The organism is Dehalobacter sp., assembly GCF_030063005.1.
GTDB classification, from domain to species: Bacteria; Bacillota; Desulfitobacteriia; order Desulfitobacteriales; family Syntrophobotulaceae; genus Dehalobacter; species Dehalobacter restrictus.
In genome coordinates this window covers 32,939-48,889 of sequence record NZ_JAPDHR010000030.1, presented here as the reverse complement: position 1 = coordinate 48,889, position 15,951 = coordinate 32,939, and the positions used below count along the sequence as shown (strand labels likewise).

General features: G+C 43.2%; 12 protein-coding genes and 1 other annotated feature. Of the genes, 8 read left to right on the top strand and 4 right to left on the bottom strand.

Annotated elements, in window-relative coordinates:
• Nucleotides 1–546 precede the first annotated feature (546 nt).
• On the top strand, nt 547–2,064 hold the full coding sequence (locus OKX56_RS09465) for a protein O-GlcNAcase (protein WP_025205060.1): 1,518 nt from the start codon (nt 547–549) through the stop codon (nt 2,062–2,064).
• 435 nt (nt 2,065–2,499) lie between these two features.
• Here OKX56_RS09465 and OKX56_RS09460 read toward each other — a convergent pair whose 3' ends face one another.
• A complete protein-coding gene (locus tag OKX56_RS09460) occupies nt 2,500–4,416 on the bottom strand; it encodes a DUF2334 domain-containing protein (RefSeq protein ID WP_019226627.1) in 1,917 nt (638 codons plus the stop codon).
• 306 nt (nt 4,417–4,722) lie between these two features.
• Between OKX56_RS09460 and OKX56_RS09455 the strand changes: the two genes are divergently transcribed.
• Nucleotides 4,723–6,174: an aminotransferase class I/II-fold pyridoxal phosphate-dependent enzyme gene (locus tag OKX56_RS09455; RefSeq protein WP_019226625.1), complete on the top strand. Its 1,452-nt coding sequence runs from the start codon at nt 4,723–4,725 to the stop codon at nt 6,172–6,174.
• Nucleotides 6,175–6,177: 3 nt separating this feature from the next.
• On the top strand, nt 6,178–7,032 hold the full coding sequence (gene speE / locus OKX56_RS09450) for a polyamine aminopropyltransferase (protein ID WP_019226624.1): 855 nt from the start codon (nt 6,178–6,180) through the stop codon (nt 7,030–7,032).
• A gap of 551 nt (nt 7,033–7,583) precedes the next feature.
• On the opposite strand, the gene OKX56_RS09445 is transcribed toward speE, so the two are convergent.
• A complete protein-coding gene (locus OKX56_RS09445) occupies nt 7,584–8,084 on the bottom strand; it encodes a demethoxyubiquinone hydroxylase family protein (RefSeq protein ID WP_019226623.1) in 501 nt (166 codons plus the stop codon).
• A gap of 585 nt (nt 8,085–8,669) precedes the next feature.
• Between OKX56_RS09445 and OKX56_RS09440 the strand changes: the two genes are divergently transcribed.
• The gene (locus OKX56_RS09440) at nt 8,670–9,611 is read left to right on the top strand and encodes a sensor domain-containing diguanylate cyclase (RefSeq protein ID WP_242837004.1); all 942 of its coding nucleotides are present in this window, start codon (nt 8,670–8,672) and stop codon (nt 9,609–9,611) included.
• Nucleotides 9,598–10,230 carry a cyclase family protein gene (locus tag OKX56_RS09435; protein ID WP_019226621.1) on the top strand — a complete coding sequence of 211 codons (633 nt, stop codon included), beginning with the start codon at nt 9,598–9,600 and terminating at the stop codon, nt 10,228–10,230. Before OKX56_RS09440 ends, OKX56_RS09435 begins: the two co-directional genes overlap by 14 nt.
• Nucleotides 10,231–10,266: 36 nt before the next feature.
• Here the strand turns inward: OKX56_RS09435 and OKX56_RS09430 are convergent, their stop codons facing one another.
• Together OKX56_RS09430 and OKX56_RS09425 are read right to left on the bottom strand one after the other, a co-directional pair.
• Entirely contained in the window at nt 10,267–10,596 is a 330-nt protein-coding gene (locus tag OKX56_RS09430; protein WP_019226620.1) for an ArsR/SmtB family transcription factor, read from the bottom strand.
• 115 nt (nt 10,597–10,711) lie between these two features.
• Entirely contained in the window at nt 10,712–11,797 is a 1,086-nt protein-coding gene (locus tag OKX56_RS09425; protein WP_019226619.1) for a YkvI family membrane protein, read from the bottom strand.
• Nucleotides 11,798–11,964: 167 nt separating this feature from the next.
• On the opposite strand from OKX56_RS09425, the gene OKX56_RS09420 reads away from it, so the two are divergent.
• The 3 genes from OKX56_RS09420 to thrS all read left to right on the top strand — a co-directional run bounded on the left by OKX56_RS09420 (nt 11,965) and on the right by thrS (nt 15,865).
• Entirely contained in the window at nt 11,965–12,609 is a 645-nt protein-coding gene (locus OKX56_RS09420) for a hypothetical protein (RefSeq protein WP_019226618.1), read from the top strand.
• 121 nt (nt 12,610–12,730) lie between these two features.
• Nucleotides 12,731–13,564 carry a putative sporulation protein YtxC gene (locus OKX56_RS09415; RefSeq protein ID WP_019226617.1) on the top strand — a complete coding sequence of 278 codons (834 nt, stop codon included), beginning with the start codon at nt 12,731–12,733 and terminating at the stop codon, nt 13,562–13,564.
• 51 nt (nt 13,565–13,615) lie between these two features.
• Nucleotides 13,616–13,858 (top strand) — a binding site (T-box leader).
• Nucleotides 13,859–13,939: 81 nt separating this feature from the next.
• Nucleotides 13,940–15,865 carry a threonine--tRNA ligase gene (gene thrS, locus OKX56_RS09410; RefSeq protein WP_019226616.1) on the top strand — a complete coding sequence of 642 codons (1,926 nt, stop codon included), beginning with the start codon at nt 13,940–13,942 and terminating at the stop codon, nt 15,863–15,865.
• Nucleotides 15,866–15,951 lie beyond the last annotated feature (86 nt).

The following is a 15,951-nucleotide window of genomic DNA, read 5'->3' as shown; positions in this document are numbered from 1 at the left end:
CAGCGGTTTAAGGGTTGCGTTCAAAGCTTCGAGTCCTCTCAAACCCACCAAAATTAAAAACAAGAAAACCTTGTAATCCTTGATATTAGCGGATTTACAAGGTTTTTTACTATTATTACGAGTATTTTTAGTAGTTCATTATAGGCGCTAAGCTTGGATGACCGCTTGGGAATAACTAAGATTCGAATCCGGATTCGAATCTGGCAAGTTCCCGCCGGGAGAGGTTGGTTTAGGGTCAGAATTCCTTGTAGATTCACTTCCCATCAAAACAAAAGACTATATGATTTGGTTAAGTACGGTCAAGTAATTAAATTATAATACAAAGAATACACTCAAAATACAAAACATTATATTCCCAACTTTGAAAAATAGCCTCCTTTATAGTTAATTTATAAAACAATTAACTATAAAGAGAGGTTATTTTTTATTTGGGATAATCGTATAAAATAGGTGCATCGTTATAAGGTTCTTAAATTGGGATAAAATATAGTATAAACAATACGTGGAAGGTTTACTTGTAAGGGAATATTAAAGGAGTGACTGGCCATGAAGAAGAAAATTGTCTTGCTTTCTTTAACAGTACTTCTATTTGGGTTAGGCATTACAGCCATCGCCTATTATAATACGCCTATTAAAGATTATCAACAGCCACGGGCAGGAGAGGAAAATGAACAAACTCCACCTGAAGACAGTTTTGCTATCCGCGGAGTTATTGAGGGGTTCTACGGAACCCCCTGGACCATGGCGCAAAGAATCAACATGCTTACCTTTATTGGCCAACACCATTTAAACACGTATGTCTATGCTCCCAAGGATGACCCTTATCAGCGGACCAATTGGTCAGACCTCTACCCAATTGGACAACTACAGCAGATGAAGAGTTTGGTGCAAAGTGCAAAAGCGAATGGAGTTAATTTTGTTTATTCTATTTCTCCTGGTATCCCGTCACCGCTGCCTGGTGAAACATTGACCTCAGCAATGGTTGCCAACTCCATTACCTTTACATCTAAAGCCGATGTACAACTGCTTGAAAGCAAAATTGATCAGTTGCGTTCGATTGGAGTTCACACTTTTATGCTTTCATTTGATGATGTTCAACACTACTTGAAAAGTTCTGACCAACAAGTGTATGGTTCTGATTATCCTAAGGCTCATATCGATTTAGCAAATAAATTGCTTGAGGATGAGACTGTAAAAGATTCAAGTTTCAGGCTTTGGCTTGCTCCCACAGACTACTACGGTCTTAAGGACAGCGCCTATTGGACTACAATACGGTCACAGCTAGATCCCTCTATACAGGTGATCTGGACGGGGTCTTGGGTTTTAAACAAATCCATTACAAGTAGTGAAGCTGACCAAGTACGGCGGCTTTTGGGTAGGAAACCTCTTATCTGGGACAATTATCCGGTCAACGACTATACCTATGCAGTAAAGAAAGCGCCACAACTATTTATGGGACCATTGATCAATCGTTCGGAGGATTTGTCGGCATACACGAGTGGCATGTTAGCAAATCCCATGCTTCAACCTGAAGCGTCAAAAGTCGCACTTTATACTGTTTCCCAATATCTGTACAATCCCAGCACGTACCAGCCGCTTCAAGCCTGGGACGAAGCGCTCCAGAGCATGTCTGGCATAGGCGATGCATTGGCCTTCCGTAAATTTTGTCAATATTCAAGCCAAAGCACACTTGATACGGGTGACAATACCGGGTTTTCCAAATTAGCCGGCGCTTTTTGGCAAGAATACCAATCAGGCCAGCATGGACCTAGTGAATTAGAACTTCGTAAAGAATTACAATTACTGAGTGCTTTGCCCGATAATCTTAAGAAGACGATAACCAACCAACAGCTCTTGGCAGAAATTGGCCCATGGGCAGTAAAACTGGGTGAAGAAGGGCAAGCGGGACTACAGGCTTTAGTATATTTAGATTTATCGAACAATGATCCGCAAAAGCTTACGGCTAAGCAGCAACTTCAAGCAAGCTTGCAACAGTTACGAAACAACAACTTACAAATTGGATCGGAAGTACTATCATTTATTAATAAGGCCGAATCTAATTAGGAATTGCTAAAAATGGATAAGATCCAGTAATAAATCGAAAGTGTGGAACACTACAAGGATCAGCACGGATACTACCCCGAGTGCCATACATCAAACCCAGGCTAATGGTATAAAGTGCTCTGCTTGGTAATTATTGTATGGTATATTATTAACTTAGAAATATATTTATTTATTAAGTATTTAAGTTTCTCTATAATGATGGCCAAGGCCTAAAGGCTAAAATTAACTCCAATATTCATTATTTTTTATCGGAAAATGTAAGGCACTAATATTTTCTTAAGTCATAACCCCCTTTTGGGAATTACATTTTTTCTTTCAGGCACTATATTATTGAAAGAAATCACCTCTTTTCTGTAATTGGTTTTGGATAAATTCCTAAATCAAAAGAAAAGAGGTGATTTTTACTTTAGGTAGATTAATATTATCTGAATCAGTTTATCTGCCTGAAACTGAAATAGCGGTATTAAGGTTGGAATACCCGGTATTATGATCGATCATAACCAGATCAGCCCGATTGTCACCATTCATGTCTGCAGCAAGTGCAGCATCTTCATTCCTGGATCCCCATGGGCCAAAGGGTCTGTCGGCGATGAATTTACTGCCGTCGGAGATATAACTTTGCCAAAAACCGTCAGAGCCGTGTACCAGTAAATCGTCCTTACCGTCACCGTTAATGTCTGCTGCGAATATCTGAGAATCCGGTTTGAAGCAAAATGGACTGTTCCAGGTTCCAGCGGCAAGAGAGAATTTGTTTGCTTTTCGCCCGACCAGCATTTTCGACTGCTTGGTATCATGATCCATTACGAAAAGTTCACTGTTCCCATCACCATTAAAATCTCCTGCTGCAAGTTTTAGGTTCTTGGCTTTAAGCAGGCCAAAGCCTTGCCAGGTGATATCTGTAAAAAAACCGCCTTGATTGATTGCCGAACCAATTCTGCCATGTTCTTTGTCATACAGGAACAGGTCTGTGAGCCCGTCATGATTAAGGTCAGCAGCCAGGGGACGGATGGTCTGTGATTGATTTAAAGCCGGCCACTTTAAATGATAAGGAACAAATTTATTCCCGTCGTTTGCAGCTAAAATTAGATTCCCGGAGGCAGCATTGAACAACAGGAGATCTTCTTTGTCCTTATTTTTAAAATACCCGATTAAAGGAACCGTTCCTTTTTCCAGCGTTAAGTCCTTGAGCCATACACCTGAGTCTTGAAATGAGCGCGTGGCTCTGGGGGCATACCAGGAAGCTGTATATCGGAACATATGCCATTGATTTGCGCGCTTGTTCCATAGCAGCAGAGCTTTCCCCGAGGCATGCGGTACGAACTGACCGGCAAAAACTTCATCTCTCGGGTCAAACTGAATATTTTCCGCCCTTTGGGCAGGGACAAAGCCTACGAGTGAATAGATCGAGACAAAAGTGTATCCTCTGTTTTTTAGCTCCTTTACAAGCTGGTGCAAAAGGGAATTTTCATCATAAATATACTGAACTTCTCCGTTTTCTTGCTGGACTTTTTTTATAAACTGAAACTCATAGGTAGGATGGACGTATAAGGATGCCAGTGTCCCGCTTTTTGCCGGATCATCCAAGACAGCCAGCATAGCGGTAAGCCGTTCCGGGGAATTTAAATGCCCTAAAGGAGCAGGTACAACATCGAGGCCGCAATAATATTCTTGATGCTGATTTACAACGTTATTGCTTTTCCAGGCCTCAGGATAGTAATAATTGTTTTCATAGATCAAACCGATCTGTTCTTCAAAAGCGATCAGCTGCTGGGGCGAAGCGCTGTAATGCGGGGTCTCCCAGTAGGCCGGATAAATCCCTGCTTGATCAAACAGCGCGATCGCTTTTTCAGCCCGCTCTTTGGCATAGGCGTATGTATTGGGTACGTCGGGATTTTTTGCCGAGCTGTAAAATTCATACCCTGACACGCTATTGCTGTTCCCACTCTGGTGGGTATAGCCGTGGACCCCGATGATACCGCCTCTTTCTTCCAGGCTTTTAATGGTAGAGACGAATCTTTGGGCATATTCCGTATGATCGGTAATGGCAACATCATAGTTCCTGCCGGGAACAACCATCCTGGGAATTAAGGAGACTTCAAACGGTATCCCCTCTTGCTTAAGATAATCTGCCAGTACAATCAGTTTATCGAGGTTTTCCTGGCTTGCATATTCTTGCCCGGGACCTACATCCTCTAATCTTAATAAGGCCGACTTTTTTCCTGAAAATTGATCTTCTGACGTATTGTTGACATCGGCAGGTACGTTCGTATGTATAAGAATTGTTAAAAAAAGAACAAGTATCAGCGCCATTGCAAAGATTTTTTCTCTAGACATCAATTTTTGTTTAAACATAAATAATTACCCTCATAATATTTGAATTTTATAGAAAGATAGGATAATCATAATCGATCTGAACATATTGTCAATATGTATTATCAGGTATCCTGGAAATGTATCCTGAAAAATATAGGGTGGAACGTAGTGAGTTTACGCTGTAATGGATAGACAGCGCCAAGCGAAGTGCGATGTGAAGCGTGACCTTTTTGTTCCAAGGATGCAGCGATTTTATTGACATTGTCAAGATTGTCTACTATAGTAACGTTGATAGTTTTATAAAGTTTATAAAGACACAGACCATAGCAGAGGGTGGAGATTTTCATGCATTCGGCTTCCCAGGACAGAGCGCCTATTTATGAGGCCCTTCAAAAATATAAAGCAATGCGGATTGTACCGTTTGATGTGCCCGGGCACAAACAAGGGAGAGGCAACCCGGAGCTCAGGGAGTTTCTCGGGGAAAGGTGCCTTTCTGTTGATGTCAATGCCATGAAACCTTTAGATAATCTTGGACATCCTGTTTCGGTCATCAAAGAGGCAGAGGAACTTGCTGCGGATGCCTTTGATGCCTACCATGCTTTCTTTATGGTCAATGGAACGACCTCAGCAGTCCAGGCGATGATCATGAGCGTATGCAAACAGGGCGATAAGATCATTATGCCGCGTAATGTTCATAAAAGTGCCATTAATGCACTGATTATCAGTGGGGCCATCCCGGTATATGTGAATCCGGGAGTCAATAATGCGCTCGGCATACCTTTAGGAATGTCGATCAGCGAAGTGAAAAAAGCAATGGAGCAGCATCCCGATGCAAAGGCTATTTTTATTAATAATCCTACCTACTACGGGATATGTTCAGACTTAAAGACCATTACCGAACTTGCTCATCAAAAGGGTATGTTTGTACTGGCCGATGAAGCCCATGGCACCCATTTTTACTTCGGTGAAAACCAACCGCTGAATGCCATGGCCGCAGGGGCAGATATGGCGGCGGTCAGTATGCATAAAACTGGAGGAAGCTTAAGCCAAAGCTCTTTTTTGTTAATTGGCAGCCGTTTAAATATTGGACATGTCCGGCAGATTATCAATCTGACCCAGACGACCAGCGCTTCTTACCTGCTTTTGTCTTCTTTGGATATTTCCAGACGCAATCTTGCACTTGACGGGAAAAATATCTTTGCCAAAGTAACTTCCCTGGCCAACTATGGACGCGACGAAATTAACAAAATTGGCGGATATTATGCATTCTCGAAGGAACTGATCAATGGAGATTCAATTTTTGATTTTGATACGACCAAGCTTGTCGTACATACCCGGGATATAGGGCTTGCGGGAGTGGAGGTCTACGATATACTTCGGGACAATTACGATATCCAGATCGAATTCGGCGATATTGGAAATATTCTGGCCATTATCTCTGTTGGCGACAGGGCGCTGGCCTTGGAACGTCTGGTCTCGTCTCTGTCGGAGATCAAAAGGCTTTATATGCGTGATAAGACAGGTATGTTTGATCATGAGTACATTACGCCTGATGTCGGCATGGCTCCGCAGCGCGCGTTTTATTCAGAACAGCATTCCCTGCCTATAAGAAAGAGCGCGGGACAAATCAGCGGGGAGTTTGTGATGGCCTATCCCCCCGGAATTCCAATACTCGCGCCTGGAGAGCGGATCACCGAGGAAATCATTGATTACATTGTCTATGCCAAGAGTAAAGGAAGTTTTCTTACCGGGACGGAAGATATGTTTATTGAAAATATTAGGGTTGTGGGGGAATGAAATATGGAATTATGGTATACGGAACAGCATACCCAAAACGTCCGTTTTACCATCAAAGTCGATGAACAGCTCTATAACGGACAGAGTGAATACCAACGAATTGACGTCTTTAAGTCCAAGGAGTTCGGCACGTTCTTAACGCTGGACGGGCTGATGATGGTTACAGAAAAAGACGAATTTATTTATCATGATATGATTGTGCATGTCCCTATGGCAACGAATCCAGGGATTAAGAACGTCATGGTTATTGGTGCCGGAGATGGCGGCACTGTCAGAGAGCTTACCCGTTATAACGGGATTGAAAACATCGATATGGTGGAAATTGACAAGATGGTGGTCGACGTGTGCCGGGAATATCTGCCTCAGACAGCCAGCAAGCTAGATGATCCCAGGGTGCATCTTTATTTTGAGGACGGACTGAGATTTGTCCGTTCCAAGGAGAACACCTATGACCTTGTGATTGTTGATTCTACCGATCCATTCGGGCCGGGGGAAGGACTCTTTACCAGAGAGTTTTATGGCAACTGCTTTAAAGCGTTAAAAGAAGACGGCATTCTGGTCAATCAGCATGAAAGCCCTTACTATGATGAGTATGCGCAGGCCATGCAAAGGGCCCATAAACGCATTCAGGAATATTTCCCGATTTGTAAGGTATACCAGGCCCATATTCCAACCTATCCTTCAGGCCACTGGTTATTTGGTTTTGCTTCTAAAAAATATGATCCTGTCACGGATATTAAGGAAGAATCCTGGAACAGACTCGGGATCAAAACCAAGTATTATAATACCGATATTCATAAAGGAAGTTTTGCGCTTCCGACGTATGTGAAGGACCTCTTGACAGATACCGTGGAGTAAAAGCAGAGCGATATCAGCACGTGCACACTTTTCAGTAATGACATATTGCATAAATAATCGCCCTGGAGCTCAAGAGACTTCAGGGCGATTTAATTCTGACACTGTGTTTGGGTAATTCTGTGGACTAAAGACTACTAAAATATATTTGAGCCTGTCTGCGTGCCACAATATCCGCGTGCCATGGATGGCACAATCCGAAGAAAAGGCCGCGCTTCGCCATCCAGGCTCCGCTCGTCGCGGAACTGTGGCACGCAGACTGATCATAGAGTTATTCAAGCAGGTCTGTATGCCAGAATGCAGCTCGTTATTTGTGTAGTAACTTTAAGAACTTTTACTAGACAGCGATTCCAAAACAGGGTTAACTTCAAAAAAACTTTCATAAACTCCAGATTAGGTCTTCGTAATGGATGGACAGCGTCAAGCGGAGCATGGATTGCATAGCGCAGCTCTTTGTGCCAGGGAGGGCACAAGAGCCGAAAGCGGCCATCCATTACGGAGACTAGCCCGAGCAAAGCTATCATTGTTCTTAACGGGATATAGAAATCGGTCTGCTAGGCATTTAAATGCTTCTGTAAAGTTTCGATATGGTGATACTCATCACTTAAATTCTTTTGGATTACGGCGAGTGTTTCGGGCTCCCATTTCGCTGAATTGATGATTTTCTGATAGTCGGCCACGGCTTTTTGTTCTGTCCAGATCCCGGCATTCAGCATGGATTTTTCTCCCCGCAGGCGGCTGAAAAGACCAATGAACATTCCAACAAGCCAGAATAACCACCGTAAAGGGCTTGGGCTCCAGCCATATTCATAAAGTTTGATCTGATAATCCTGGACATGGGTCATCTCATTGGCCATGGCCTGAATGATCAGTCTGTTCAGATCGTTTGAAGCGCCAGCAATCTGAAATTTATAAATATTGACGGCCATGATCTCAAAAGTATGCAGTTTTCTCAGACCCTTGCGGATCATTGTGAGCTGGGCAGGGTCAATATTATCTGCGCGGAAGAAAATTTCCTGGGGTTCAACTGCTCCTCGGATCATGTAATTAGCCATTGATTAATCTTCCCCCTTTATTTATCAATGATAGATCAATTATATCGGCTGGAAAAGTAAGGTACAAGAACCATCCTTTGAAAATTTTCTGGTTTTAATTAACGGGCATTTGCGTTATGATGTAATGGAAATAGTATAAAGGTCCTAGGAAAAAGGACCAAAGTCCCGGATAAATAGCCCATTAGTCCTATTAGCCCGAATGGTTTGCAGAATCGAGCCAGATCAGTTATTAAATATTTTGCATTTTTGACACAATCACGACAAATTTTACCTAAAATATTCCAGAAATGATCAAAAAAAAATAAAGGATATTAAATTATTTTCAAGAATTAATATCAAAAATATTTCCACAAAAAATAAAAAATGGGATAAAAAGGAATTATGGACAAGATCAATCGGTATAAGGATAATTGGAGACGAAAACTTTTTTTGTATAATGCCTGTATAATCGGAGCTTTTGTTATTGTCTATTTGTTTATTGGGGATAATGATAAGCTGTTTTTTTGGCTGCTAATCATTATTATTTTGTTTATATTCTCCTTTGCTTTAAATGTGGGGATGCATAAGGAGATTCATAAAAAACGAATGATAGAAAATGCCTTGAAGCAAAGTGAAGCGTTGTACCGTGGGGTAATAAATAATGCAGCCGCAGGAATTGCCTTGCTGAACCAGGATGGGCATTATCACTATGTAAATGCGACCCTGTGCCAGATGACTGGTTTTTCACAGGAAGAGTTAAAAAGGTTAACCCTTTTTGATTCGATTGTGCCAGAGGAGCGGCAAGAGAGTGTTATGCATTGCAGGGAAGTATGGGAGGGCAAAGACGCGTGGAAGAAATGTGAGAAACAATTCCGATGCAAAGACGGACAGTCCTTATGGGCCGAAATCAATTTATCCACAGTTTGTGACAGCGGGGACAATGTCATTCATCTAATCATGATTGTTCTGGATATAACTGTCAGGAAAAAGTTGGAGAAGGAATTGCTGTACCAGGCAACCACAGACTTTCTGACGGGTATTGACAACAGACTTGCTTTTATGCAAAAAGCGCAGGAGGAATTTTCGCGCTCGGAGAGATATAAGCGGAATTTTACGATGCTTTTAATTGACATTGATAAATTTAAAAGCGTGAATGATCAGTATGGCCATCTGGTTGGTGATCGCGTGCTGAAAGAGGTCGTCAAGGCATTTAAGCTTGTTTTGCGTGAGATGGATGTCCTGGCCCGGATCGGGGGAGAGGAATTCGCGGTGATTCCAGTAGAATCCGACCTTATGATGGCCCAAACGGTGGCAGAGAGAATTCAACAGAAAGTCCTGGATGTCGTCGTAGAAATGGAAAATACCGAAAAGATCCAGGTTTCTGTCAGCATCGGAATTGCTGAAAAGAAAGAACTGGACCTCGGTGTTGATGACATATTTAAAAGAGCGGATGATGCACTTTATGAGGCTAAAAACACAGGCCGGAACAGAATTGTCGTAGGAAACGAATTAGTTGAAGATATTGGAGTTTGTAATGGTAATCCATGATATAACGATCCCGCTTTTTCCGGGAATGGTTTCTTATCCCGGGGATCCGCCGTTTCAATCAGAACCTGTGTATTCCCTAGACAAGGATGGATATTGTCTTTCGATGCTTTCGATGGGCTCCCATTGTGGAACCCATCTTGATGCGCCGTCTCATTGCCTGACAGGAGGAGGATCTGTTGATAGGATTCCTCTGGAGTTGCTTATCGGAGCGGCCAGGGTAATCGAAGTGGCGGCTGCGGGGAGTATCCTGCCTGACCATCTGATCCCCAAAGGAATCCGGGAAGGGGACAGGGTTTTATTGAAAACCCGGAACTCAGGCTTTTTAAAGGACCCTATGTTTCAACCGGAGTATACTTATCTTTCTTCCGAAGCCGCTGAATACCTTGCAGCAAAAAAGGTACAATTGGTTGGGATCGATTACTTGTCCATTGATGATTCTACGAGCAGCGCTTATTCAAGTCATACCATTCTGCTTTCCGGAAACAGTGCTGTATTAGAAGGACTAGACTTATCGGAAGTTAATGAGGGAGATTACTTTCTTGTTGCACTGCCTTTAAAAATAAAAGACTGCGACGGCAGTCCCGTAAGAGCAGTTTTGATCGAAGGCATCAATCTATAATTTATAACTTAGAACCTATACCCTATAACCAATCAATCAGGGAGAAAGATGTTCGAGTCCCTGGGTCAATATCCGATAAACATGGTCGTCACTCAAAGCATAAACACTTGTCTTGCCAGCCCGGCGCACCTTGACTAATTTGTATTGCCGGAGAATCCTTAGTTGGTGGGAGACGGCAGATTGGCTCATACCTAAAATTTCCGCCAGTTCATTCACATACAGCTCATTATCCAGTAGTGCAAAAAGGATACGTATTCTGGAGAAATCCGCAAATACCTTATAAAAGTCTGCCAGTTCCAGGGATAGTTCTATACCTGGAATATGTTTTTGGGGCTGTTCCGGGGCAGGAGCGTGAAATACCGACATTTTAACGGCCTCCCAAAGAAAAATATAATCAGGACTGTACATATGCACATATATGCATATGTACGTATTTATAATACTAAGTATTGTTGGGGGCTGTCAATACGAACCCCAAAAGTCATTTAAATTTTCCAGGTTTGAATAAACTGCTGAAGCTATCCCTGAACTGCGTAAACAACAGCCCTCCGAGGAAGATCAACCCGGCAAATCCGATCAAAGGATATATGGCAGAGACTGCCGCGGAAAAACCGTACTGGGCAGCGATAATTGCACCGATGGAAGCAAGGGTAGCACCAAGAATCCTTTGCTTGTTATCATAAGCAATCCTGGCTGTAAAGCCGTAGAGAATACTTACGGCAGTTGTATAAATTTCCAAAAGCAAAATTAGCCCGTAAGCATAGCCTACCAGTGGATTCAGTCTGGTAGCGAGAAATACCATGGGAACCTGAAAAGGAAGAATTTCCGGAGACCCGCAGATGATTGCCAGATTAATTGCCAGAATCCCGGCGCCCAACCCAAGACCACCCAGCAGGCCGCCCCAAACAAGACTCTTTTCACTCCGGCCTTCCACACCTAAAGGGGACAGGATAGCTACAGAAAGTACAATATTATAAGAAACATAGAGAATGGCGGCAGTAGACCAATGGGATGCTGTCGGAGATTCTAACGATCCGAGCAGTGCAATTTTGGATGGCGTGATTGGATCGAGGACAATCGAGATTATAGCAACACTGAAGACGGCAAGGAGCAAAAAAGGTACAACCAAACCAATTGCGCGTATGACGTTTCTGACCCCGGAAATGACGGTGAGAAACGAAAGCAGAATAACGGTAATACTGCCTAGAAGTGGGGAAAAGCCAAGCTGCTCTTCAACGACAGCGCCGGATCCTGCAGCCATGACGATCAGGACACCCAAGAAGCTCAAGGTAATAAACCAATCCATCAAAATGCAAAGAGGTTTCCCAAATGTGAATCTGACCAGTTCCAGGTGCGAATCGGCATTTTGTTCTCTGGATATCCGCATGATGAGAATCCCAAAATAACAAAATAAGACAGTACACACGGCGATACCGGCAAAACTTTTTATTCCAAATACAGTAAAGAATTGGAGAACCTCCTGTCCGGTCGCAAACCCTGCTCCGACAATTGTTCCGATGAAGGCGGCAGCAATTGAAACTGTGGAAAACTGTTTTGTATTTTTCATACTTCACCTGCTTTCCCTCTGAACATAGGGTTCCAGGAACAATATCCTTAAAGATTATTATGTTAAATATCTCTGGAAATGAACTTCAACGCATGCAGAATAGGTAATAATGGTGTAGAATAATATAGGCACAAGGGAATTAGTTTGAATGCTTATGGGGGGTAAAAATGTCACCGGAAAAGAAAAAAATATATGCTGTCATCATCATTGCTGTTTTTTGCCTGATTATTGTCACGGGGGTAGGAAATTTCCGAGCCAAACAGCTCGCAGTAGATTTGGCAGGCCAACGGGTCAGCAACACGCTTACTCTGGCCGTGGCTGATTTTGATAACGAAAAACTGCAGGAGCTTATTCAAACGCAGAATCAGCAGAATGCTTATTACGGAGAACTTCGGGCGAAGCTGATGCAGTTAAAGACAGAGCACCAGCTCGAAAATATTTACATGTTGTACAAGGATGAGCAGAATAAGGTATGGTTTTTCGTCGTTGATGCGAGGGCGGAGGATGACCCGGCACATTTGGCTTTGGGACAATTGGAGAACAACGCCTCGTCGGCAGTAGAGAACACGCTGAAGGGCAAAGTTGTCCAGGGAGAGTATCACACGACTTCACTGGGGACATTCGTATCGAGTTACCAGGAAGTGAAGGATGCCGGCGGAAAGACGTATGCTGTTCTGGCAGGGGATATCGATGTTAAGAATGTGACAGAATTCCTGTACTTAACCAGATATGTACAATTCGGGATCATGGCGGTTAGTTTGCTGCTGATTGGCCTTATTGTTTATTTAAGCGGCAGAAAAAATATTAATTAGACAAGAAACAATGTAATCCTAACCAATATAAGAATATATAAGAATAGATAAGAATAAGAAAATTCCTTACCGGAAATATTAGGAAGGATGATGCATATATTTCCAGGGGGGGATTTTTCTTTTGAATGATTATTATTTAGAAGTTGGGACTTCTGATTATAAAGAAGAGCTTTCTCAAGCAGTATACGATTTGTACCATAAAGACGGGCTGCCGATTGAAATATCTGAAGTCTGCCATGAGCCAAACTATCTGGTCAGCTTCATTTATGCCAATTTGAAGGGGAAAAATGTCCGGAATGAGCTTACCGTCAAAATCGTTCAGTACTATATTGCCCATGCACTGGGTAGCGTTGTTCTTCAGGGATGGGAAGAACGTTATATCAGAAAAAAATTAAAAGATGACTTCAACATGTTCGGGAGCGAAATCGACGAGGCTTATCCAAAGGTTGCCGGATATCTGAATGACCAGGCAGAGACTGGTTTTCTTCGGCTTAGAAACAGAATCCTGGTAAAGTCCATTCTGGAATTTTTGAATGACCATCAAAAAATTGATCTGGAAGGATTTATGAATTTCAGATCGGGCCAATATAAGAGAGAATTAAAGAAACAGATTGCACGTGCTGTAAATGTTTATGCCCTTCAGCAGGAGCATGAAAGCTTTGTACGACTCCTGAAAAGATTTTTTGAATCCCAGCGGGATAACAAAAATACGATGCATATGGTCATTAATCACAAAGATGAAGTGGCATTTTACGATGACAACCATTCTGTTCTGATAAATTCCAGTGCTGAAAGCGAAGATCACCCCATCAGTGTTTTGCTGAAACGCTCTCCGAATCGCCTGATTGTTCATGTTGCAGCAGAAAAACAGTCCGGAATTGCCCGGATCGTTCAGGAAGTTTTTGGTGATAAGATGACCTATTGCCGGGGATGCAGCCTGTGTAAAGACAACTGATTGACAACATACTTTAAGTGGTATAATCTAAGACTATATAAAAGGAATAATGAAGGCACGATGAAGAGGACAGTATCCTAATCGTTCGCATTTAGAGAGAAATGCCCTGGGCTGTGAGCATTTTTGCGATATTTGGGAAAAGACCGCCTCCGAGTTCCTCGCCGAACATGATATGCGTAGGCTGGACGTTTATCCGCGTTAAGGATGCCAAGGAAAATTAGCTGCCGGTATAGCAGGCGGTCGTATTTTTGAATTTGGGTGGAACCACGGGTTTCTATCGCTCTCGTCCCATAAGAAGGACGGGAGCTTTTTAGTATTAATACCAAAGAAGTTTGAATGGATAAATCATGAATAAAAACAAGGAGTGATAGGATCATGTTAAATGTAACCTTAAAGGATGGTTCGGTTCGTCAAGTGGAGCAGGGTTCAACTGTTCTGGAATTGGCTGCTTCTATTTCTCAGGGTCTGGCCAGGGTCGCGGTTGCAGGCAAGGTGGACGGGGAGGTCAAAGACCTCTCGTTTCCGATAGAAGATGACGCAAACGTAGAAGTACTTACGCTTGACAGTGAAGAGGGACTGGAAGTAATGCGCCATTCAGCTTCTCACCTTTTAGCTCAGGCTGTGAAGAATCTTTTCCCGGGAACCATTCTGGGTATCGGTCCCGCGATTGCGAATGGTTTTTACTATGACTTTGACTCTGAATACACTTTTACCCCCGAGGATTTAGGCAAGATTGAAGAGGAGATGCGCAAACTGGCGAAGAATGATTATAAGTTTGAACGCCGTGAGGTTGCGCGCGAAGAAGCGATTGACTATTTCCAAAATAAAGGGGAAAAATATAAAGTCCAATTGATCAACGATCTCCCCGAAGATGCTAGAATATCCATGTACACGCAGGGGAATTTTACAGACCTCTGTGCCGGACCGCATGTTCCTGGAACAAAGGTATTGAAGGCCTTCAAATTGCAGAGCCTGGCTGGTGCATACTGGCGCGGCAGTGAGAAAAACAAAATGCTTCAGAGAATCTACGGTTTAGCTTTTGCCAAGACCTCTGATCTTGATGATTATTTATTTAAGCTTGAAGAAGCCAAAAGGCGTGACCACCGGAAGCTTGGGATGGAGCTTGACCTTTTCAGTCTGCACGATGAAGGTCCCGGCTTCCCGTTCTTTCATCCGAAGGGTATGGTTTTAAGGAATACGCTGGAAGATTTCTGGCGCAGAGAGCACCAGAAAAGAGGCTATGTCGAGATCAGAACGCCTATCATTTTGAATACAGCTCTCTGGCAGCAGTCCGGGCACTGGGATCATTATAAGGAAAACATGTATTTTACGAAAATAGACAATGAGGACTATGCCGTTAAACCGATGAACTGTCCGGGTGGTATGATTATGTACAAGACAAAACTGCGCAGCTACCGGGATCTGCCGATCCGCTGCGGAGAACTAGGTCTGGTGCACAGGCATGAACTATCGGGTGCCCTTCATGGTTTGTTGAGAGTAAGAAACTTTACACAGGATGATGCCCATATTTTTATGCTGCCTTCCCAGATCAAAGATGAGATCATCGGCGTTATTAATTTAGTTGATTACTTTTATAAAATATTTGGTTTTGCGTACCATGTTGAGCTTTCCACCCGTCCGGAGGATTCCATGGGTTCGGATCAGGATTGGGAAATGGCGACAAATGCGCTGAAGGAAGCGCTGGAAGCTAAAGGGATGGATTACAAAATTAATCCTGGTGATGGAGCCTTCTACGGACCGAAAATTGATTTTCACCTGAAGGATTGTCTCGACAGAACCTGGCAGTGCGGAACCATCCAGCTGGATTTCCAGATGCCTGAGCGATTTGACCTGACCTACATTGGGGAAGACGGGGATAAACACCGTCCTGTCATGATTCACAGGGTCGTTTACGGCAGCATTGAGCGTTTCATTGCACTTCTGACCGAGCAGTACGCCGGTGCTTTCCCGGTTTGGCTTTCGCCTGAGCAGGTGCGCATTCTGCCGATCAGTGACAAGCACAGCGCCTATGCTGAGAAAGTTAAGGGACTGCTTATGGACCGGGATATCCGCGCCGCGCTTGATGAACGCCGGGAGAAAATCAACTATAAGATTAGGGAAGTACAGACCGATAAAATACCTTTTGCTTTGGTCGTCGGAGATAAGGAAGCCGAAGAGGGTACGGTATCCGTCCGCCGTTATGGAGAGCAGAAGACCAGCGTCATGGAATTGGAAGACCTTATTTCCTTGATTCTGGACGAAATAAGCACCAAAAAAATTCCTGCAGGCAATCAGGCCTAAATCGGATTGACCAGCGGAAAACAATACAAATTCCGGAGAGTGGTGGGTAACTTGACTGAGAAAAAGAATTGGAATGAGTTGAAGTC